General features: G+C 50.0%; 17 protein-coding genes. 10 read left to right on the top strand and 7 right to left on the bottom strand.

From position 1 onward, the window contains the following. Window positions 1–2 precede the first annotated feature (2 nt). The 3 genes from BFC17_RS15095 to BFC17_RS15105 form a co-directional block, all read right to left on the bottom strand. Window positions 3–278, bottom strand: a complete 276-nt coding sequence (locus tag BFC17_RS15095) for a hypothetical protein (RefSeq protein WP_070177332.1) — start codon at window positions 276–278, stop codon at window positions 3–5. Between the two features lie 122 nt (window positions 279–400). Continuing rightward, window positions 401–889, bottom strand: coding sequence for a DUF6702 family protein (locus BFC17_RS15100; protein ID WP_070177333.1), 489 nt, complete (start codon window positions 887–889; stop codon window positions 401–403). 22 nt (window positions 890–911) lie between these two features. After that, window positions 912–3,359 carry a M1 family metallopeptidase gene (locus BFC17_RS15105; RefSeq protein ID WP_373287161.1) on the bottom strand — a complete coding sequence of 816 codons (2,448 nt, stop codon included), beginning with the start codon at window positions 3,357–3,359 and terminating at the stop codon, window positions 912–914. A 292-nt stretch (window positions 3,360–3,651) separates the two neighbouring features. On the opposite strand from BFC17_RS15105, the gene proB reads away from it, so the two are divergent. The 4 genes from proB (at window position 3,652) to BFC17_RS15125 (ending at window position 7,491) form a co-directional block, all read left to right on the top strand. Beyond that, on the top strand, window positions 3,652–4,761 hold the full coding sequence (proB, locus tag BFC17_RS15110; RefSeq protein WP_070177335.1) for a glutamate 5-kinase: 1,110 nt from the start codon (window positions 3,652–3,654) through the stop codon (window positions 4,759–4,761). Between the two features lie 13 nt (window positions 4,762–4,774). Then, complete coding sequence (locus BFC17_RS15115; protein WP_070177336.1) at window positions 4,775–6,025, top strand: glutamate-5-semialdehyde dehydrogenase; 1,251 nt, start codon at window positions 4,775–4,777, stop codon at window positions 6,023–6,025. Between the two features lie 99 nt (window positions 6,026–6,124). Beyond that, window positions 6,125–6,562, top strand: coding sequence for an acyl-CoA thioesterase (locus BFC17_RS15120; protein WP_070177941.1), 438 nt, complete (start codon window positions 6,125–6,127; stop codon window positions 6,560–6,562). Then, complete coding sequence (locus BFC17_RS15125) at window positions 6,559–7,491, top strand: D-2-hydroxyacid dehydrogenase (RefSeq protein ID WP_070177337.1); 933 nt, start codon at window positions 6,559–6,561, stop codon at window positions 7,489–7,491. The genes BFC17_RS15120 and BFC17_RS15125 overlap by 4 nt, the downstream gene beginning before the upstream one ends. Here BFC17_RS15125 and BFC17_RS15130 read toward each other — a convergent pair. Further along, window positions 7,475–8,572 (bottom strand): M20 family metallopeptidase, encoded by a 1,098-nt coding sequence (locus BFC17_RS15130; protein WP_070177338.1) that lies wholly within the window; start codon window positions 8,570–8,572, stop codon window positions 7,475–7,477. The genes BFC17_RS15125 and BFC17_RS15130 overlap by 17 nt on opposite strands. 240 nt (window positions 8,573–8,812) lie before the next feature. On the opposite strand from BFC17_RS15130, the gene BFC17_RS15135 reads away from it, so the two are divergent. The 3 genes from BFC17_RS15135 to BFC17_RS15145 are packed head-to-tail and all read left to right on the top strand — an operon-like array spanning window position 8,813 to window position 13,878. After that, window positions 8,813–9,760, top strand: a complete 948-nt coding sequence (locus BFC17_RS15135) for an ATP-grasp domain-containing protein (protein WP_229680932.1) — start codon at window positions 8,813–8,815, stop codon at window positions 9,758–9,760. Between the two features lie 2 nt (window positions 9,761–9,762). Next, entirely contained in the window at window positions 9,763–11,199 is a 1,437-nt protein-coding gene (locus BFC17_RS15140; RefSeq protein ID WP_070177340.1) for an ATP-grasp domain-containing protein, read from the top strand. A 21-nt stretch (window positions 11,200–11,220) separates the two neighbouring features. Next, complete coding sequence (locus tag BFC17_RS15145; protein ID WP_070177341.1) at window positions 11,221–13,878, top strand: M14 family zinc carboxypeptidase; 2,658 nt, start codon at window positions 11,221–11,223, stop codon at window positions 13,876–13,878. A 765-nt stretch (window positions 13,879–14,643) separates the two neighbouring features. Here BFC17_RS15145 and BFC17_RS15150 read toward each other — a convergent pair. Then, window positions 14,644–14,925: a hypothetical protein gene (locus tag BFC17_RS15150; RefSeq protein WP_070177342.1), complete on the bottom strand. Its 282-nt coding sequence runs from the start codon at window positions 14,923–14,925 to the stop codon at window positions 14,644–14,646. Between the two features lie 153 nt (window positions 14,926–15,078). On the opposite strand from BFC17_RS15150, the gene BFC17_RS15155 reads away from it, so the two are divergent. The 3 genes from BFC17_RS15155 to can are packed head-to-tail and all read left to right on the top strand — an operon-like array spanning window position 15,079 to window position 16,816. Beyond that, complete coding sequence (locus tag BFC17_RS15155; RefSeq protein WP_070177343.1) at window positions 15,079–15,582, top strand: RNA polymerase sigma factor; 504 nt, start codon at window positions 15,079–15,081, stop codon at window positions 15,580–15,582. Then, window positions 15,575–16,168, top strand: a complete 594-nt coding sequence (locus BFC17_RS15160) for a hypothetical protein (RefSeq protein ID WP_070177344.1) — start codon at window positions 15,575–15,577, stop codon at window positions 16,166–16,168. The genes BFC17_RS15155 and BFC17_RS15160 overlap by 8 nt, the downstream gene beginning before the upstream one ends. A 60-nt stretch (window positions 16,169–16,228) precedes the next feature. After that, window positions 16,229–16,816 (top strand): carbonate dehydratase, encoded by a 588-nt coding sequence (gene can / locus BFC17_RS15165; RefSeq protein ID WP_070177345.1) that lies wholly within the window; start codon window positions 16,229–16,231, stop codon window positions 16,814–16,816. Between the two features lie 2 nt (window positions 16,817–16,818). On the opposite strand, the gene BFC17_RS15170 is transcribed toward can, so the two are convergent. Next, the gene (locus tag BFC17_RS15170) at window positions 16,819–20,487 is read right to left on the bottom strand and encodes a translocation/assembly module TamB domain-containing protein (protein ID WP_070177346.1); all 3,669 of its coding nucleotides are present in this window, start codon (window positions 20,485–20,487) and stop codon (window positions 16,819–16,821) included. After that, window positions 20,484–22,235, bottom strand: a complete 1,752-nt coding sequence (locus BFC17_RS15175; RefSeq protein WP_070177347.1) for an autotransporter assembly complex protein TamA — start codon at window positions 22,233–22,235, stop codon at window positions 20,484–20,486. The genes BFC17_RS15170 and BFC17_RS15175 overlap by 4 nt, the downstream gene beginning before the upstream one ends. Between the last annotated feature and the right edge of the window lie 30 nt (window positions 22,236–22,265).

A 22,265-nucleotide genomic window follows, 5' to 3' on the forward strand; every position in this document is an offset into this window, starting at 1 on the left:
CCTTAAACGAACGTAGACAACACCTGGATCAACATACCTGCCGCGCTGCCCAGGGCAAAGCCGCGCCAGCCATTTTTATCCAGATAACGGGCCAGTGAGGCACCAAAAATACCACACCATAACATGCTGCCGTAAATGGCCATCAGGCCATCGCCCATGCCGCTGTTAGGTAAAAACATCATTACAATAATGGTTAGCGCCATCGCGCCGGACAGGTATACCCATATCACATTTTTTTTGGCGATTTCGGGGGTATCAGTTTGCTTGGTGTCGGTCATTCATATTGCCCTGTTGTTGTTTAGAGCATGATGACGACTTACACAGGGCAGGTCAAATGCGACCTTGGTCTGAGCTGGTACAAAAACGTCAGCACCGGCATCAACCGGTGCTTAAACGTTGATTAAAAGTGGACTTCCAGCAGTTCAACGCTATCGCTGAAGGTCAGCGTTTGCAGATCGCCGTTACCTTCCACATTGATAGTATTGACCTGTGACGGCCATAAATCACGCAGCGCATCATGGCGAATCTTCAGGCCTTCCAGCGCGGGTGGTTGCGCTGTTTCCTGATACACCCAGAAGTGTTTACCTTCTACCTCATAACCTACCAGGTTAAGTGGCAGCGATTCATCTTTGGCGTTTTCTAGCATAAAACGATTAGCCACATATTCCGCAAAGGCGGTTTGCGTTTCCGTATCGTCCAGAATATCGGCGGTTTTCTTGAACAGGGCTTTTACCGCATGTTCGGCATCGTGCAGATTAAAACGATGCATAATTTCAATATTACCGGTACGCGGATTAAACAATACTGTGGTAATTGCGGTTTTCTGCTGGTGTGCCACTGCCTGGCCGCAGGCCATAAATAACAGCAGGGCATAAAGCCCTGCCTGCATGACACTTTTCACTCGCTTGAGTTTAGTTGTCATCACCTTCTTTCTTCTCGCCTTCTTTATCGTCAGTCTTCAGCTCGGTTTTGATATCCTGCATGATATCGCGGCGAACTTTCGCTGAACTTGGCTTAGACTTGTACGCTTCGATACGTGAAGGAATGATCTGACGTGGATAATGGTTGTTTTCCACATCAACATCAGCTGTTTCCCAACGCGGATCAACAGTAACGCTAACCAGCTCTTTGTCTTTGTCGGTCACGATCAGCTTGCTTACCGCTTTAGGTGTACGACGCCAGATCTCAGCCGGAATGCGCATCATTTCTTTGCTGCCATCAGCAAAAGTCAGCTCCAGAATAATCGGCATTACCAAACCACCAACGTTAGAGAATTCCATCACGTAGTAGTTTTTGTCTTCTTTAACCGCACGCTCAAACGCAGTACGTTCCCACGGCTTGAGCTTTTTCAGCCAGCTCTGGTACTTGTTACGTTCTTTGTTGGTTACAGTGAACTGATCGTTTTCGTCATAGAAGTCAGTAATATCAGTGAAGCGATCCACCCAAAGTTTACGGCCTTCTGCGGCGTTACGTTCAACCGTCAGCGACATTGGCTTGTCTTTTTCGATCTGACGCTCACGGGCATAATCGATATCCGGATCTTCGGTGTCTAAACGCAGTTTGTACACTTTGTCGATTGAAATATCCACGTGATCAGTGGTGTAGAACCAACCGCGCCAGAACCAGTCCAGATCAACACCTGAAGCTTCTTCCATAGTACGGAAGAAATCAGACGGTGTAGGACGTTTAAACATCCAGCGCCGGGCATATTCTTTAAATGCAAAGTCGAACAGCTCTCGACCCAGAATGGTTTCACGCAGAATATTCAGAGCAACCGCAGGCTTGGTGTAGGCATTGGGACCTAAACGCAGTACAGAATCAGACTGTGTCATGATCGGTACCTGAGTTTGTGACTTCATGTAACCTGTTACGTCGCGTGGTTCAACACCCCATGGAATGTCCGGATCCCATTCGCGACCGGCAACGCCGTCGAGGAAGCTGTTTAAGCCTTCGTCCATCCAGGTCCACTGACGCTCGTCAGAGTTAACGATCATTGGGAAGTAAGTATGACCCACCTCATGAATTACCACGCCAATCAGGAAGCGCTTCTCAGCCAGGGAATAGGTACGCGAACCATCATCCTGCAGCTCTGTGCGCGGGCCGTTAAAGGTGATCATGGGATATTCCATGCCGCCTACCGGGCCGTTTACTGATTGTGCAGTCGGGTACGGATAGTTAAAGGTAAAGCGGTTGTATACTTCCAGCGTGTGAACGATAGACTCGGTAGAATATTTCTTCCACAGGTCACCGCCCTCTTTCGGCCAGAAAGACATCGCCATTACGTGTTCCTGCGGACCGCCCTGCTTAACGCCTTTAGCATCCCACATAAACTTACGGGAAGACGCCCAGGCAAAGTCACGTACGTTGTCGGCTTTAAAATGCCAGGTTTTGGTTTTGCTGGTGCCTTCTTTTTCATTTTCCAGCGCTTCTTCCGGCGTCACGATAAACACCGGGCGATCAGCCGTTTCGGCCTGCTCCAGGCGCTTACGCTGTTCGCTGGTTAGCACGTCTTTCGGGTTTTGCAGTACACCAGTAGATGACACAATATGGTCAGCCGGTACGGTCATCGATACGTCGTAGTCACCGAATTCCAGAGTGAACTCACCACGGCCGATAAATTCTTTGTTAGTCCAGGCTTCGTAGTCGGTGTAAGCAGCCAGACGTGGGAACCATTGGGCCAACAGGAAGATGTCGTTGCCGCCTTCGCGCTCATCATCCGGGAAATGCTCGTAACCAGAACGGGCAGATACGGCATCTTCTTCTACAATGTTGTAGCCAAAGTCGATGTTAACTTCGGTTTTCTTGCCTGGCTTTAATGGCTCAGCAAGGTCAACACGCATCAGAGTGCCAACAATGACGTAGTGCAGTGCTTTACCGCGGCCATCGGCGACTTTCTTAATCTGATAACCCAGCTCGTTGTCGTCAACAAACTGCTGGCGGCGCAGTGCACCCAGTGAAAGCTTAGCCGGTGAATCACCAGACGCTGCCGAGGTGGCGGGTCCACGGTTGCCAATACCACCAAAGGTAGTGGTTAATGCCGACATGGAGTCGTCGCGGAATTTGTTCTGATCCAGCTGAATCCACAGATATTTCAGCGTATCCGGTGAGTTGTTGTGATAAACAATTTCTTCGCTGGCATCAATACGACGCTTTTCTTCATCCAGCGTGGCATCGATATCATAGTCAACTTTTTGCTGCCAGTACTGATGGCCTGGTTCACCCGCCGCGTTACGATAAACGTTTGGCGTAGGTAAAACCTCTTCCAACTGGCGGAACTTGTCCTCAAAATCACCTTTGGTTTGTTTGATTGCACCGTCAGCAAACGCTGATGAGGCCGACATCATCGTCAGCACTGGCATTAACCAAACTAACTTCGGCATACGCTTGTTCATAGGTATTCCTTCGTCGTTAAATGGTAATTGGCGCAGAATTACGTGAAGGGAATGCCCAGACGCACCTTTGCCTATAATTATAAGAAGCTACATAGTTTAATTCTAATACGAAGATATTTGCCAGCTATTGACCGTAAATAGCCAAAAACTGAACGCAAACACAGCGCTACAGAGCTTTTTATTGGCGGTTTTTGTTTGTTTTGTGGGCGCGTTGTAATATTCTTACTCCCCCGTTTATTTATCGATTTTTAGCACCCAAATGAGTACATTTTCCTGGCAACGCGCTGTCATTAAAATTGGAAGCGCCTTGATTGCGCCAGACGGGCGGCAATGCAGTGGCCGGTACTTACTTCCTATCGCACAGTTTATTAACGCAAGCCGTGAGGCGGGTAAAGAAATTATCCTGGTTTCTTCTGGCAGCGTAGCGGCAGGACGCGCCAAAATACCGGTTAATCATGTGGCCTCCATTGCCGAAAAGCAGGCCATGGCGGCGATTGGCCAGATTGATATGATGGCCAACTGGCAACGGTTTTTTGATTTTCCCTGCGCTCAGGTGCTGCTGACTTCCGATGATCTGCATGACCGTACCCGCTATGTAAATATCAAAAATACAATTCGGGAATTGCTGAACCATCAGGCGCTGCCCATCGTAAACGAAAACGACACGGTGGCGGTTAAAGAGCTGAAAGTCGGCGATAACGATAATCTGGCCGCTTACACCGCGTTGGTAGCAGGTGCTGATACACTGATTATTTGTTCGGATATCGATGGACTATACAGCGCCGACCCGCGTAAGAATCCCGATGCTACCCTGATCCCTGAAGTTGAGCATATTACGCCAGATATTTATGCTATAGCCGGCGGTGCGGGGACCTCGGTGGGCACCGGCGGTATGCGAACCAAAATCGAAGCCGCAGACAAGTGCACGCGCAGCGGAATTCAAACCCTGATTGTGAATGGTCGCAACGGTTCGGTTTTCGATGCGCTACAGGAAGGGCAGATTCCCGGTACGTTGTTTAAAGCACAGCAGTCGCACACAACTGCCCGCCGGTTATGGTTAGAACATACCCTTAAAACCCGCGGTAAAATTAATGTGGATGATGGCGCTAAGAGTGCATTGGTTAACAAAGGGGCATCTTTGTTACCCTCGGGTATAGTGGAAGTAAGTGGTCACTTTAAGCCCGGTGATGCAGTAGAGATTGAGTGTAATGGCCAGACACTGGCCAAAGGGATTGCCTTGTACGGTGCCAAGGAGTTGCGGCAAATCAAGGGCGCGAAGAGCTCGCAGATCAATAATATCCTGGGTTATGACAGCGGCGAAGAGGTGGTTCATCGCGACGATCTGGTATTGCTCAAACCCGCCGGATAGATAAGGAGACGAAATGAGTTTCTCAATAAAGCAAGCGGCCAGCGAAGCGAAAGTCGCGGCCAGACAGGTTGCCAGTTTAAGCGGCGAACAAAAGCGCGCCGTACTGATGGCTATAAGCAAACATCTGATTAGTCAGGTCAGCAATATTCTGAGCGCTAATCAGCTGGATCTGGAACATGCCAAAACGGTGGGGCTGGACGCCGCTATGGTCGACCGCTTAACCCTTACCGAAGAGCGTGTCATGGCCATCGCCAGTGCGGTTGCCTCTATTGCTAATCAGGCTGATCCTGTGGGCGAAATCAAAGAACTGAAAACCATGCCGAGTGGTATTCAGGTGGGCAAAATGCGTATTCCCCTTGGCGTTATCGCCATGATTTACGAGTCGCGCCCGAATGTGACCATCGACGCCGCCGCGCTGTGTTTTAAAGCGGGTAATGCGGTGATTTTGCGTGGTGGTAAAGAAGCGCTGCATTCTAATCTGGCACTGGCCGCCTGTATTCATCACGTGCTGCGGGAGTTTGATATCGACCCGGCTGCGGTAACGGTGATCCCCGATCCAAATCGCGAAATCATGAACAAACTGATGACCCTGAAAGACGACATCGACCTGATTATTCCCCGCGGTGGCGAAGGGCTTATTGAGTACGTTAGTGAGCGTAGCCAGATCCCGGTTATTCAGCATTATAAGGGCGTGTGCCACTTGTATGTGGATCAACACGCCGATCTTGAACAAGCGCTGAATCTGCTGGAAAACGGTAAAACTCAGCGCACCGGTGTGTGCAATGCGCTGGAAACCTGTCTGGTGCATCGTGCCGTGGCAGACGAATTTCTGCCCCGTGCCGCAGCGATGCTGAAAAAGCACAACACCATGATCCATGCCTGTGACTCATCTATTTGTCACTTTGACGAAGCCGTTTCTGCTACCCATGCAGACTGGCAGGCAGAGTACCTGGCGATGGAAATTGCGGTTCGGGTCGTTGACAGTTACGATGATGCTATAGCACATATCACCGAGTATGGTTCGGGTCACACTGAAGTAATTGCCACTCAGAACTACACCACGGCTAATGCCTTTATTCGCGACATAAACTCAGCTGTCGTCATGGTTAATGCATCGTCACGTTTTTCTGATGGTGGCGAATTAGGTCTGGGTGCAGAGATTGGTATTTCGACCAGTAAATTACACGCTTATGGCCCCATGGGGGCCGAGTCACTGACAACCGAAAAATTTGTGGTGCTGGGTCAGGGCCAAACCCGCGCATAAACGAGGTTTAAACCGGACCTTAAATGGCGTAGTGTTATGTTTTGGGCGATGGCAGTTGCTGCCTCGCCAGGCTGTCAGTCAATAAAGGAAAAAAGTATTATGACGGACATTACCCCCTCGCTCAGCGATTATCCGTATCAGGTTACCCTGCCGACTCGCTGGCAGGATAATGATATTTACGGCAACGTTAATAACGTAGTGTTTTACAGCTTTTTTGATACCGCCGTGAACCGCTTTTTATGTGATGAAGCGGGGATGGATTTTCGAACCAGTCCGGTAATTGCCCATGTGGTGAGTTCGCAGTGCCAGTTTATTTCTCATGTGGCCTATCCGGAAGACGTAGACGTTGGCGTTCGTGTGGCCAAAATTGGTCGTAGTTCGGTTACCTATGGCGTTTCTATTTATGCCGGCACTAATGAGCGCCGGGTGGCTCATGGCCAGTTTGTACAGGTGTTTGTCGATCGCGAAACAAACCGCGTAGTGCCTGTTCCTGCACGCACTAAAACCGCCCTGGAGCGGATCATCGAATCCTTATGATGCGCGCAGTCATACTTGACGGCGATTCTCTGGGAACCGATCTTACGCTCGACGAGTTTTCTGCGCTGCCCATAGAGCTGATTCGATATCCGGCGACTACCCCGGCACAGGTGGATGAGCGTATCCGCGACGCTGACATTGTGCTGGTAAACAAGGTTGTGCTTAATGCAGATTCATTGTGCCAGGCCGCACAGTTAAAATACGTTGGCGTGCTGGCTACCGGCACCAATAACGTAGATACCGATTACTGCCAGCAACACAATATTGTGGTGAAAAATGTGGATGGTTACGGCACTGATTCCGTGGCCCAGCATGCCATGATGTTACTGCTCAATCTGGCCACTTCTTTTGTGCCCACACGGCAACAGGTAAAACAGGGTGACTGGTCACGTTCGCCGTTTTTCTGTTTACTGGATAACCCGGTGATGGAATTAGCCGGCAAGCATCTGGTTATTGTGGGCTATGGCACTCTGGGTCAGCGTTTTGCTGAACTCGCCCGGGCATTTGGAATGCGAGTTTCTGTTGCAGCCCGGCCCGGCACTGACGCGCCGGATCGGCAGCCTTTGGATACACTGTTGCCCGAAGCTGATGTACTGAGCCTGCATTGCCAGTTGAGTCCGCAAACCGAAAAGATGATGAATGCGGAGCGACTGGCGCTGATGAAGTCCTCAGCACTGCTGATTAATACTGCCAGAGGTGGATTAATTGATGAGGCTGCGCTGGTTAGCGCCCTCAATAATGGTGTTATTGCCGGCGCGGCGCTGGATACCCTGTCGGTAGAGCCGCCACCGTCAGATCATCCGCTGCTCAATGCCGATTTACCCAACCTGCTTATCACGCCGCATTCTGCATGGTCGGCAAAAGATGCCCGGCAGCGCTTAGTGCAAATAGCCGCCGACAGGCTTAACGCCTTCATTGCGGCTGGTTGAACGCCGCCAGAATTTTACTTACTTCATCAATGCGCTGGTTAAAGCTTTGCTTACTGGCGCGCTCATGAATGGTGTGATCGCCGTCACCAAAAGGGCCAAAGCCATCCAGGGTTGCCACGCCCGCGCCGGCAGTGACATTAGCGTCACTCACCCCGCCCCGTCTTTCGGTGGGCAAGGGATAACCCAGAATTTCCGTAATTTGCTGTAGCAGTTGCTGCTGTTTATCAGAAGGCTGCATCACATCCCGTTGCAGGCCGCCTGAAACGGTAATATGACTGCCCGCTACCGGGTTATGCTCTGGTAGTTGATTAAACGCAGTCAGAATACGCGTTTTTTCATGATGCGAAGTAAAACGGGCTTCCACCACCAGTTGTGCCTGCGGTGAAATGGTATTGGCGCTCAGTCCGCCTTTGATTTTGCCCACATTCACCGTAGTGCCTTTATCCAGGTCGGTCAGGGATGTCAGGTGTATGGTAAGGTGCGCCGCAGCCAGATTAGCGTTTACACCGTCACTGTAATGATTTCCCGCATGGGCACCCTTGCCGGTAATATCGATAAAGTACGTGGCAATGCCTTTACGGGCAATAACGACTTCGTTGTTTTTACCCGCGGCTTCAAATACCAGCGCAATATCATAGTTTGGTGCCAGTTCGGCCGTGAGTGTTTTACTGTCGTCACTGCCGGTCTCTTCGTCACTCACCAGCAGCATATCAATATTGCCTAATTGTCCCTGCTGGCTAAGCACATTTCGCAGCGCACAAAGCGCAACATAATTGCCGCCTTTCATATCGCACACGCCGGGTCCGTAGATCCATTGTTCATCTTCAGCAAAGTCGGTAAAGGTACCCGGCGGAAAAACGGTATCCAAGTGGCCAAGTAGCAGCACACGCGGGCCGCTTCTAACCGGTGCGCTGTATAACACATGGTTGCCGATAGTTTCCCGGTGAAAGGTTTTTGTGGTGTAGCCAAGCGCTTCCATCCAGCGCGAAAAAATCGCGGCATTGGCGTCGATACCCGCTTTGTTGTGACTATGAGAATTGAGGTTGATGAGCGTCGCTAGCTCGGCAAAATCGGCAGACATGTTGATTCCTTAACAATTGGCTGGCGCATTTTTATAGGCCGAGGATGAACGCGGGATGACACTTTTTTGAACAATTCATGTAGGTTAAAAAGTCGTCATCACACTGTCATAAATCAGCCGTTTACTGGGCACCGCTCATGGAAGTGCGCACAACGTCACTCGATGTTTTCTGAGCTACTAAACAAGTATTACGGGCTTGTTGTTCTTTAAATTCTTCATACAAAAGGTATCAAGGTGTCGATGTATACAGCCGGAATGTGGATGTACAAAAACGGTGGCGGCGACGTCATCCAGTCCAAAATTATCAATCAACTGCGGGAACGGGATGTTGCTGTCATCACCGATCTCAATCTTGCCAATGCGTACGCCAAAGCGGGTCACATAATGTGCAATAACGTGGCGATGGATGAGCTGGACGCATTCTTTTCTTATAACGCGGGTCAGCAGTCACAATATCAGGTGTATTTGTATCAGGTGCTGGATGAGAGCATCCCTTGCTTAAACAACTTTGCCTCCTTTGCTCTGTCGGAAGACAAATTCCGTACCTCACAGCGCCTAGCGCGCGCCGGACTGCGGACCCCTGATTACCGGCTGTGTAATCGCAACGAAAAACAAATTCTCAAAAATACCATCCGCGAATGGGGTGGTCGCCTGGTGTATAAGCCAACCGACGGCTGGGGCGGCATGGGCATCGTAAAAATTGAAGATGAACGCTCACTGGATATGCTCATTCCGTTTCTTGATCAAACCAATATTCAGCATTTCTATATTGAACGCTTTGTTAACTACGACATGACGGATTTTCGTATCGATATCGTCGATGGCGAGTTTGTTGGCTGTTATGGCCGCCAGGCTCCGGCGGATGACTGGAAAACCAACGTGACCAGCGGTGGCAAAGTGATCATGCGCGAGCCCAATGACGAAATCGTTAATATTGCGATTAAGGCGGCCAAAGTCACCGGCCTGGAAATCGCTGGTGTCGATATTATCTATGACCGCGAGACGGAAGAGTATGTGGTTCTCGAAGTGAACGGTATTCCGGCCTTTGCTACGCCTGAGCAGGAAGCCATGGGCCTTAACTTTAACGACCTGAAAATCGAAAAAGTGGTTAGCCTTATTGAGCGCAAAGCCAAAGCGCATCATCACGACCAGTCTAAACAAACCGTTATCGAATTACTGAGTGCCTAGTTATGAAACAGCCAAACAAAACATCCCGGACAACAACATCGAACCTGCCGAAGATTGGCTTTTTATACCTTGATCACGTACTGCGTTTTTTTGATAAATCCAACTTTAAAGGCTGGCCCGACCCTATTGAGAGTGTGGTATACCACTGGGGTAACGATAAGGCCCGTTTTATTCGTGAAGTAAAGCAAAAGGGTATCGATATCTTAATTGGTAACGTACCGGCCACCGCGTATGAAACCTTCCGCGAAATTGCCCGGGAGCTGCCAGACGTGCGTTTTATTCCGTCGCTGGATGCGCAGTTTGCCAACAAATCCAAAGAAAATGTGACGCACTTTTGCCGCAAGCACGATCTGCCTATTCCCACCACGCATATCTTTTATGAAAAATCCGAGGCGATGGAATTCTTAACGGCCACCAGCTATCCGAAGATCATTAAAAAGTCTTACGGGCCGTCTAACTACGGCGGTTACTTTGTGCATAAGGTGGATAGCTTTAGTGAGGCCAGCGCACTGATTGGCCAGAAGAAATACTATCCGGTTTACGTGCAGGAATTTGTGCCCATGGCGGCGGATATTCGTGTGATGCTGGTGGGGCATAAACCCATTTGTGCCTTCTGGCGTCGTCCGCCTACCGGCCACTGGTTAACCAATACCAGTCAGGGCGGTTCCATGGATTATCAGGATGTACCCAAAGAAGCGCTGGATATTGCTGCCCGTGCGTCTAAAGCCGCCCAGGCCGAATACTGGGCGTGTGATATTGCGCTGGGTACCGATGGCAAGTTCCGCATTCTGGAATGCGCTACTGCCTTTGCGGCATTTCCTTACGTGCGTGACTGGATTGGTCAGTACATTATGTGGATGCTGGCAGAAGATACCTTTAAAAAGCCGTTTATCCCGCTGTTTAACTGGGAAGAACTGGGCAAAATCCGCTCGTCATTACTGCGTACCATGCGCCACATTACCTTTGGTGAATACACGCCAAGCTACGACTGTGCCGACAGTTTAGCCATGGTCAGTCGTGAGCAGTACCCGCTGTTGCCGGTTGAACTGCGCGATGGCGAAGAGTGGCCAAGCGAGTACTGGAACTTTCAGGATAACTACATCCCGCAATCATTAAGCCGTCATATCCCGGACTTACATTTGGAGCATCAGGAAGTGGGTCTGGAAGATGCGCAGCAGGACGATAGCGACGTGATGCAGGCACCTCAGGTGAGTTACAGCAAAGTCGAGCTGGAAGCCTTTTTAGCAGAAATTAAAGGCGTTGGCCCCAAGATGATCAAAGATATCTTTGCCACGCTGGGCGTAGAAGGCTTAACCCTGGCACTGACTCAGGATCCTGAACAGTTAATGCAGGTAAAGAACCTGCGTGAGAAAAAACGTGATTTGATCCTGTCGCACTGGTCAGGGTTTGCACGTCAGTCACAGCTTGCTTCGGCATAACAACGAGTTGGTTTACGCAGTATGAAAAAGCAATACACGTCCTATCCGCAAACTATTGAGTATCTGGAAAAAGTGATGGGCGAGCATCCGCACCTGATCCGATTGCAGTCGATTGGCACCACCTGGGAAGGGCGGCCTATTATGCTGGTGACGGTGTCACTGGACGTGGAATTTGCTGATAATAAACCGGCGTTGTTGTATACCGGCACCATTCACGCCCGGGAATGGATTGGCAATGAACTGGGGATAAGGTTTATTGAGCATATTGTCGATAATTACCGCAGCGACCCTACGCTCAAACAAATCCTCACCCGCAATACGCTGTATATGGTGCCCTGTTTAAACCCGGACGGATTTGAGTACTCCCGCACTCACTTTTCGTTCTGGCGGAAGAATCGCCGGGATAATGGTGACGGTACTTTTGGTGTGGACCTCAACCGTAATTTTGCCGTCCGGTTCAGACGTTCTGCGGATACCACGGTAAATACTTACTCCGGGCCTGAAGCGTTTTCTGAACCCGAAACCGCTGCCATTCGTGATTTTGTGTTGTCCCACCCTAACATCACTATTGCACTGGATTATCACTCCCAGGGTAACGTGTTTTTCCCGGCGCATAAGTTTAATCATGAGTCTGAGATTGAAGGTACCGATCTCAACGTGCTGTGCGCCAATATGAATAAAGAAATTCATAAGGTCACCGGCCGAAAGTACGGTATTCACCGGGGCAAGCCACCGGCTAACCTTATTCACGGCAGTGGCCGCGAATACTATTATTCACTGGGTATTCTGGCTACCGTGGTTGAAGTGGGCACCCGCAACATCCCGGATTACCTGACTAACATGTCGCAAAGTGTGGATGAGAACATTCCGGCGGTGAAGTATGCGCTGTCCGAGGCGATTAACTATTCTGCATCGGCCCCTGCCCGGGTGGATAACTTCACGGTATCCGATGTGGATGTGTATACCGTTACCCTGAGTTGGGAATATGCGGTGTCTGACGACATTTATTTTGAGATTTATCGCGCAGAATCGGTAAAAAGCCCGTGCAGCGAAGCCAATTTAATCGCCCGCACCCGCCAGTTAACCTTTACTGATGTGCAGCTCAAAAGTGGCCATAAGTACTTTTACAATATTCGCGCGGTGGATCGTATCTCCGGTATCAAATCACCCTTCAGCCCGGAAATTAAGCTGCGTACCAAACTCTCCAGCGACGAGTATTTCCGTGGCCTGTTTCCGGCCAGACAAAACGTGGGCTATGTAGGGCAGTACACGATCGAGAAAAACCGCGACCACTTTGGCTACAACTCACTGTTTGTGGGGGTGAATAAGCGCCGCGGTATCTGCTATGGCGTGATTGCGTTTAATCTTGACAGTTTGCCTGAAGGTGCCCGGATAAAAGCCGCTCGATTCTCGCTGTACCCGATGAATCGCGTAAACGCCAAGGTAGAGAATTTTGGCGAATGGACGGTATCGGTGCTTGATGGCGATGAAATCTCCGACATCACCGATTTCAATCAAATCCATCAGGCGACACCGGTGCAGACCTTTGGTCAGTCCGTGGCCTCAGACAAGCTTACCCAGGGCATTTGGTCTGAGTGGGTGTTGAACGTGGCAGAGCGTCATATTATCAAGCGCTCTATCAATGGTGGCCGTTTGCTGCTGCGTATTGAAGGCCCGAAAAAGCTGCCGGTGGGTGCAGACTCGCAAATGATGCAGTTTGATATTGGCTACGGCAAATTCGGTGCGGGTATTCATTACCGGCCTAACCTTGAGCTGATTTATACGCTGCCGACTAACCGCCTGGAGCTAAAACCTGATGCACTGCACACCATTTACCGCGATAAGGTGATTAATGGTGAACTGCGCTCCGGCTTTGATGAACAGGGCGAGATTGTGTATGGCCAGATGGCGTTTAAGCCGGATAACCTGCCGCCACCAGATCGCACCGTGATCACCGAAGCGTATCTGGTCATGCAAAGTAAAAGCGCCATGGATACCAACAAGGATATCCGCTTTACTATTGAGTTGGCCGGACTTGAAGCCCTGGACTATGACAGCGTAAAAGCCCGCCAGAAAATCGAATTTATTGGCTATGAAGTGAGTAATGCGCAGTTAAAAGAGCGGAATACCCATCACTTTATTTTCGACAGCTTCTGTAAAACGCACTTAGAAGCGTTGTATGGCGAAAATCAGCCGTTCCATTTTATTATCCGCGCCACCGCTTCATCCCCTCAGCACAGTGCGCTGGTGGACTGGCACAGCGAGAACAGCAGTCTGGTGTGTCAGCTGGTGATCAAATATATCCAACGCCGCAAGTCTACCCTGCCCGGCCCGACGCAGTTTGATGCCACGATAGAAAATAAGCAGGTGAAACTGACCTGGAAGAACCCGGAACACGAAGACTTCGTTGGTACCTTTGTAGTACGTAATCGTTTCCACCCGCCGAAGTCACCACTCGATGGCGTTAAGCTTTACGCCGGCCCGGATAACTACACTTACGATAACTTCGGTAACCCGAATATCGCTAAGTATTATTCTGTTTTCAGCTACGATGATGTACCCAACTACTCTGCGCCAGTGAGCCTGAGCTACAGCACCAGTGAAGTGATTCCGCTGGAGGATATTGAGTATGAAGAGCAGGATGTTGATGATGATATGGGGGAATCCGGGCAGGATTAGCTGCTACTGTTATTACCGGAAGAGCCGGAGGAGCTATCCGGTATCAATAAATCCGTCATACCGGAAATTCCGCAGGAATTATCCGGTATCTCCTGAACCGTGTGACTCACCAAATCATGGTTTAAGTGCAATCGATTTCTCTGCATTTGTCGGGGTGCCGACAGCACCCAAAGGGGAGGTGGCTCCCCTTTGGAATCCCCCAGTTCTTTGATCGCGAAGAAACATACTGTGAGCGGGCAGGTAAAACCTATCGTCCAGAGAGGGCGTCCTGCCCTCGCTGGACGGAGTCTTCTTCCATGAAGACTCTACGCTTTTACTTATTCTGCCCACTCACAGTATTTCGCGATAAAAAGAACCAAATGAAAAGCAGGCTGTTTTAAGCCCACGATATCATGTTGTGAGATCCCCGATATTTACTGCGTAAATTCGGGGATGACGAGGATGAAAGTGCAGCTTCGGCAGTGCTTAACCAGCCCGGTATCAATAAAATCCGTCTTACCGGAAGTTCTGCAAGAACCATCCGTTATCAAAAAATTCGTCATACCGGAAATTCCGCAGGAATTATCCGGTATCTCCTGAACAGTCTGACTGACTAAATCGAGTTTAGCTGCAATAGATTTCTCTGCATTCGTCGGGGTGCCGACGAATGCAGCCGCAGATGTTTTAAGCCCACGATAACATGTTGGGAGAACCCCGATATTTACTGCGTAAATTCGGGGATGACGAGAAATTATTAAATTCGCGGGATGACGGTTACTTTCTTTATTACCGACACAACTTACTAAGTTCCTGATTTAGCTCATATGCCGGTTCGGTGACGATTTTTTCCAGTACCGCTATGCGTTCTTTTAGAGCGGCTATTTCGGCGTCTTTTTTTGTTTCAGCGGAAGAGTGGCCGCTCGCTGCGACTTTCTTTAAAAATGGGTTTACCGGCTTTCCATAAAACCATGCACTTAACTGCCATTGATACTTAGCATCAAGATAATGACAAAATAAGCCTAAACCAATCATTGCGCTAACCAATAAAATTACTTCTGTATGAATCATTGTGTTTTCCTCTTTAGCTACTAACCAAACTGCTGTGTTACCGGTATAGTCATGACGGATTAAAAAAAATTACAAACCGGTGTAATTTTTTTTCGCCACGCAGACTAGAGGAAGTAAGCAAGGCATCTTAACCACATACTGAACGGGACACTCGTGCAAAAGGACTTCAGGCAAATACTCTCCGAGCATCAGGCGTTACTGAGCCGCGTAGCATCGAGCTATGAGGCCAATGAATCGTTGCGTCAGGAGTTACTTCAGGAGATTGCTTTGGCCGTTTGGCAGGGGCTGGAGCGGTTTAATGGCGATGCCAGTTTAAAAACCTACATACTTAGAATTGCCCATAACCGTGCGGTCACACACGTAAGTAAAGAAGTGAAAAGCCGTGATGTGAGCCTGCAGGATGACGATAACATTGTCGCTACCGCCGGGACCATTGATGACGAGCCGGAATATGTGGCCAGCCGCAGCAGGCAGGTATCCACTTTATTGGAGGCAATTCGCACCCTGCCGGTAACCATGCGTCAGGTGATGACCCTAACGTTGGAAGGACTGAGCTATCAGGAAATCGCTGATGTCTGCGGCTTGAATAAAAATCACGTGGGCGTATTACTGCAACGCGCCAAAACCACGTTGCAGGAGAGGATGAGCAATGACTAACAATACTCCGGAACCGGATTTTTCAGCGCTGTGGCAGCAGCAGCCGGTGAGCGAAATCGATCTTGCTGACGTTACCCGCCGACTGAAGCATCAGAAGTGGTTGCAGCGCTGGTATGTAGTATCGGATTTAACGGGCTTTTTGATTGGTCTTGGTGCGCTACTTTACAGCTGGCAGGAAATCTCGCTTTTTATGGCCGTAGTACTAAGCGGCGTCATGGTTTGTGGCGGGGCTTTTACCGGCTATATTATCTGGCTGCGCCGCCATGCTTTGCTGGCCTCGTTTTCAGATACCAATCAATACCGTGAAACCCTTAAAAAGCAATATCTAAGCAACCAGAAAATCGCCCGTGTAACCTTACATTCGAGCTGGTCTGGCGTCGTTATAATGGTGCTTGTTTGGGCTGTTGCGGGGTTGATGGGTGAAGTAACGTGGCAGCGCTTTGTTGATAATGGGGGTATTGTTACCCTGCTGGTTGTGTGTATGCTGATGGCGGGGTTCGGGCTCTGGGCTTATAAACGTGAACAAAAGTTTAAGGCCGAATACGAGCAACTGGTCAGTCAGGAGCAAAATGACTTGTGGCCATAGCGATGTGGCCCTAGAATTCGCGCTCTTTTGCCCTCTCCTACTACAGGCTGCCTGCTTTTTATGAATGATATTAAACGGTTACTTGATAACAACGAACATTGGGCAGCCCGCACGCACGCCGCTGATCCCACTTTTTTCGATACCTTATCCAAGCAGCAGGCACCGGACTATTTGTGGATAGGCTGTTCAGACAGCCGGGTGCCGGCAAATCAGATTGTTGATTTGTTGCCGGGGGATATATTTGTTCATCGTAATGTGGCGAATCTGATTATTCATACTGATTTTAACTGTTTGTCAGTGCTGCAATATGCGGTGGACGTGCTTAAGGTGAAGCACATTATTGTCTGCGGTCATTATGGTTGCGGAGGTGTGGAAGCCGCTATGAGCGACAAGCAGTTTGGTCTTATTGATAACTGGTTGGGCCACATCAAAGATATTTATAAACAACACTACAATGAAGTGCAGGCTCTGCCGGAATCAGAGCGTTCTGCCCGTTTGTGTGAGCTTAACGTGATGGCGCAAACCGATAATGTAAAACGCACTACCATTGTTAAGGATGCGCTGGCCCGAAATCAGGAACTGCACATCCACAGCTGGATTTACAGCCTTAAAAACGGTCGCGTAACCGATCTCGGTGCCAGAGGCTAACGTTAATTGTCTTTATTACTGGTTTCTTCCTTCGCCGGTGGCTTGTTGTCACCGAGGGTAAACTGGTAATAAAGATCCACCGTGACATATAAACTGCGCACTATCTCAAGGTACAGGTCAGATAATATCTGATACCTCAGGGCCACTTCCTGACCGCCGCTTTCTCCTTCAGAGAACATACCTACGCCGTACCGCACGGTCAGATTGGGGGCGATTTTGCCGGAAATGGCGACCTTGGTGTTGTCACCTTGTCCGGTAGTACTCAGCGATAAATCTTCAATGCCCAAAGCATTGCCTACGTTGCTGGTGAGTGATTCGGAGCTGGATATACCAAAGCCTATTAACATGGCTGCATAAGCGCTTTCGTCCATCTGGCCACCGCCCAGTCCGCCGCTGCCATTAAGTAAGTAGGCGAGATTTTTGGCCTGATCCATGGTGGGTTCAGAAAACAGTGAAACGCTGGGTTGATTGGCCGGACCCTCTACTCTTACTCCGGCGATCACGTCGTCCTCGGTGACATCCGGATCGCGAATTGCCTCAACCAGCAGAATAGGTTGATCAAGCGGACCGTTAAACTGTACTTCACCCGTACGAATAATCAGGTTCTGGCCATAAGCGGCATAGCGGCCGCTTAAAATCCGCAAATCACCATAGCCAGTCAGGGCGGGTTGAGTTTGCACATTCAATCCGCCGGTTAGCGTGGCTTTTAAGCCAAAGGCGTCCAGTCTGACTTCTTCACGTTCATCGTCATCAATGGTCACCATAATATTAGCGTTAATGTTATCGACCAGCGCTTCACTGGGCGGTTCTCCGCGTAAATGCACATCCCGTGACGGCGACACGGCGCTGGGCGGTAACTCTTCAATTTTGACCCTGGCCCAGGGGATATCAATTCTGCCGGTAATATCAACCTGATGAGGGCGCAAAGCGACTTCCAGATCAGGTGAAACCTTTACCTGACTGCCATCATAGTGCACGGTAAAAGCATCACCCTTAACGGCCAAATCGACTAAAAGTTCGTCCTGCCAGTCTACTGAACCGCTGAGCTTACCGGGGCCGTCGCCCAGTAAAAAGTCACCTTCAAAGTCGGCGCTGGCGCCGTTTAAGTTAATAGTCTGGTGCCATTGTCCAATGGTAACCGGCAGGTCTTCGCTGTTAATAAAGCCATCCTGTAATGAGAGTTGCCCTTCAATAGCGGGTAAACTCAGCGGCCCTTTCAGGGTGATATTGCCGTTAATATCCCCGGTTAATTCTTCCATTCGGGCAATGAGCGGCTTAAACGGTGCCAGTTGCCAGTCAGCTATGTTGATGCTCGCTTCTATGCCCGGGGTTTCAGTAAATGGAAAAATAGTGGCTTGTGACGTAATAGCGCCAATCTGAGGGCTCTTAATACTGCCGGTTAAAGCCAGCTGTTGTTCATCGAATTCCCCGCTAAAGCTCACCTCATCCAGATTAATTGTTACGGGTTCATTGCCGGCCAACTGCCATCTGTCCGGGCTAACGTTAATTTGTAGCTGACCGGCGGCGTTTTGGCTGGTGGTATTAAAATTGCCGCTGGTGGCTATATTCAACATGGCATTGTTACGTTCTACCAGTAACTCTGGCATTAACTCGTCAACCCATAAACCCAGTGGCAGTGAGTCTGCCTGCACATTCCAGGCAATCTTTGCCGGAGTGTAGTCCATGTTGTTAATGCAAAGTGAGCCTTGTTCTCTGGCTTTCCAACAATGTTTGCTGACTATGGCGTGCTGTGATTCGGCATCAAAACTCAGCTCAACGTCTGTTTGTAATTTCCAGACCGTGTTTAAAATAGCCAGCTGCGTATCAGACAGAACGCCGCGCCATTGCTGATCCTGCCATTGTCCTTGCAGGTTCAGAGTGGTGGTGTGCTCAGGTAACCGAAGATTCGCCGTGAGGTTGTGCTCGGCCAGGGAGCCTTGCAAGTTGATTTCACCATTAAGCGGGCCCTCGTTAGCCGCGGCTTCGCTCAGGCGCGGACTGGCCGCTACATTGGTCAGATTGATCTTGCCATCGATAACCGGAGTTGCCCATTCACCTTTAACCGCAACAGTACCATTAAGATAACCGGAAATATCCGGGTAAAGTGCTGCCAGCTCGGGTAAATCCAGGGCGATCAAAGCATCGAGATACTGCTTGTTGAATACCTGGCCAACGGCCGAAAACTGATTGCTGGCCAGATCCCCTGCCAGGTTGGCAACCATGATATCGCTATTGGCTGAGTAAACAGCATCACCGCTTAAACTGAATGGGTGGCGAAGGTGCTCGCCCGTCAGGCGAATATCCGAAACCAGTATATTAGGCCCTTTGTCGTTTATGTTTACCTGTGCTTTAAGTACACCATTAAGGTTGCCCGGTGCGTTTTCCGACAAGGTCTGTAAGTCTACACCGGTCAGGCGGGTTATACCTTCCCAGCTGAGTGATTCACTAAAATATAAAATCCCGCTGTTCGTAACCTCGCCTTGCAGTATTTCGCTGTTAAGTGCCGAGACGGCCAGTGAGCGGTCGCCCAGTAGTGCAAGTAAATCCACTTTAACTGGCGACACGTCCGGGATGGTGGCTGCGCCGTTGAGCTGGATAGCGTATTCGCCCATTTGCCCCTGCACTGACATTACGCCACTATCAAGCTGCACATCGGCTAGCGGTTTAAGGGTTTGGGCCGGCCATTGGGTGTGCAGCGAAACTGGCAGGTTATCGTTCAGCACATTGATATTACCTTTAATGTCAGCGCTGGCCAGACCGCTTGTAGTCAGGGTTAGTGCCAGGTCGCTTAAATCGCCGCTGGCATTCAATTCAGCATGCTGGGCAGAGTCCTCTACCGGCAGATCGGCGAGCAGGGCCAGCTCCAGTGGATACTGACCACTAAGCGAGAGCTTACCGTTTAAACCAGCCTGGAGCTGGGGCATATTGACTTGTAAGTCGGTAACCCGGACCTCATTGCCGTGAATCTGCGCCTGATTTAAGGAAGCGTCCAGGGCGACCAGTTCCTGTTTACCCTGAACAACACTAAAGTCTGTCAGATTAAAATTAATCAGGTCTATCGATAAGGGCACGTAGACTTCAGGTAATGCTGGCGCCTGATACGCCAGTATTAACGGTGTTTTCGGTTGGGGCTCACTTTCCGGCAGAGTAAGCTCAACGCCATCAAGATGCAGTGACTGCGCCCGCAGTACGTCTATCCAGCTAAGCTGGCCGGTTAACTGCTGCGCGCTAATATTTACAGCAGGACTGTTAAAGCGGACATCGCTAACCGTTAAAGCGTCAATGGTGATCCCAAGGGGTAAGCTGATGTCCCCGGTGGGCTCGGTAGTGGCGCTTTCTGCTGGTGCGCTTACCGCTAATTGCGTGACGTGGGGCGAGGTAACCTTAAGCGCGGTAATACAGGCCTGAGTGTTCAGCAAGCAGTGCCAGTCGTGGGCAATTGATGCCCTAGCGACACTGACCTGCCATTGTTCATTTTGCCAGTTCAGTTGCTCTACTGTCAGTTCGCTAAGCACACTTCCCGATATGGATTTTACTGATAAACCGGGCACGTATTTATTGGCAGCATAACTCAATAGCGGTGTGCCCAATGGAGATAACAGGGCACCCGCCAGCAGTAGCACTGTGAGCAGTATCAGCAGAAAAAACCTGGCCAGACGGTTAATACTCATAGTTCCGGCCCCAGCGAGAAGTGGAAGCGTAACTGCGAATCGTAATCGTTTTCACCCAGGGCAATATAAAATCGCACCGGGCCAATGAGGGTCAGCCAATGAGCGCCGATACCGATACCGCGGGATACGCTTTCCGAAAAATCATTGGTAGCAGTACCCACATCGGCAAAAATGGCTGCACGCCAGTTGTCGGCAACGGGGTAGGCGTACTCAACGCTGGCGGTAGCCAGGTAGCGCGCACCGGTCAGCACGGTCTCACCTTCTTCATCGAGCACGGTAGGTGATATTTCCTGATAGCTGAAACCACGGATACTTTGGTCGCCACCGGTAAAAAAGCGTAATGACGACGGTACCCGGTTAAAATCATCGGTGCGGATTGCCCCGGCTTCTGCCCGCAGGTAAAGACGATGCTTATCGTTAAACGTGGTAATAATCTTGGCGTTAGCGGTGACCTTGAGTAACGATATGTCACTTCCTGCGCTCTCATGCCCGCCTTGGACGGCAATAATGTACTGCTGGCCATTACTGATGCTGAGCTCCTGATCCGACTTGGTGTAACCTATGGAGTAGCCAGGCATGAGCAAATTAATGGTTTGTGGCTCGCTGATACCCTGGGTAAACATCTCTCTTTCGTAGGTTAGCGACACGCTGCGTTGCCAGGGGGATTGGGCGTCTTTCCAAAACCGATGTGCGGAGATACTCAGTGTTTCACTTTCCGTATCACTGGTGTCGTTGTCTTCAAATTCATAACTGGTCTGAAAGCTCGCGTAATCGTTATTTACGTCCTCCAGCGGAATGCGGTAATCAAGGCTTGCGGCCTGCTCAAGCTGAGACACAAATATCTGACCGGTAAGAGAGTGACCACGGGTATTCACCCAGGGACGTTCCCAACGTGCCCGGACCCGGGGGCCTTTGTCAGAGTTAGCACCACCACCAAGGTTAAAGATATCCCGTGGCAGATGCGAAAGTGCAACCTGGATAGGCACTTTGGCGCCGTCAGCGCGGCTCACAACAGGGCGTGCAATAGCACGGGCAAAATAGCCCGTTTCGTTTAATCGTCGGTTAAATTCGGTAAGTTTGGCTGAGCTGTACTTCTCGCCGTTAGTAAAGGTTTTAAGACGGCCAATAATAGCACTGGCGCGGTCGTCGCCAATAAATTCTATGTCACCAAATTCATACTGACGGCCGCTTTGTGCGATCAGCAGAATATTGGCTGCATACTCTTCTCTGACCAGGTCGAGCCGGGTTGCCTGCCAATGAAAATCGAAATACCCGTTTGACAGGGCATAATTAAACATCTCTGACTTAAATTTTTCGTACGTGGGCTGATGCAACACATCACCGGGTTTGAGCGAAAAGGCGTTAAAGCGTTGCCGAAATGCGTCATCATCGCGGCCCTCACCGATGATTTCACGGGTTACATTGGTTATCCGCAGAGGCTCTTTCAGGGTAACATCGACGACTAAGTCTTCGTCGTCGAAATACAGCTCAACCTCACTTTTGTAAAAACCGAATGGCTGCAGCGCAGTTTTTACAGCACGGATAATGCGCTCTTCGGTGGGCTCGTCGAGGCTATTGTTGGTTAGCGTTATCGGGTCCAGATACAGTCCGATATTCTTTTTTAGTTCGCTTTTGTCCACGCCTTTCAGTTTGAATTCCAAAGCCTGCGCTGGCTGCAAAGCAAAAAGCGCAAGCAAAACTAAAGGGCGTAGCAAATATCGAAACGGCAATACAATACAAACTGGCATTAAAAAGAATTGTGCTCCTCGCACGCTGGC

This window comes from Marisediminitalea lipolytica, from assembly GCF_001758465.1.
Classification (GTDB): domain Bacteria; phylum Pseudomonadota; class Gammaproteobacteria; order Enterobacterales; family Alteromonadaceae; genus Alteromonas; species Alteromonas lipolytica.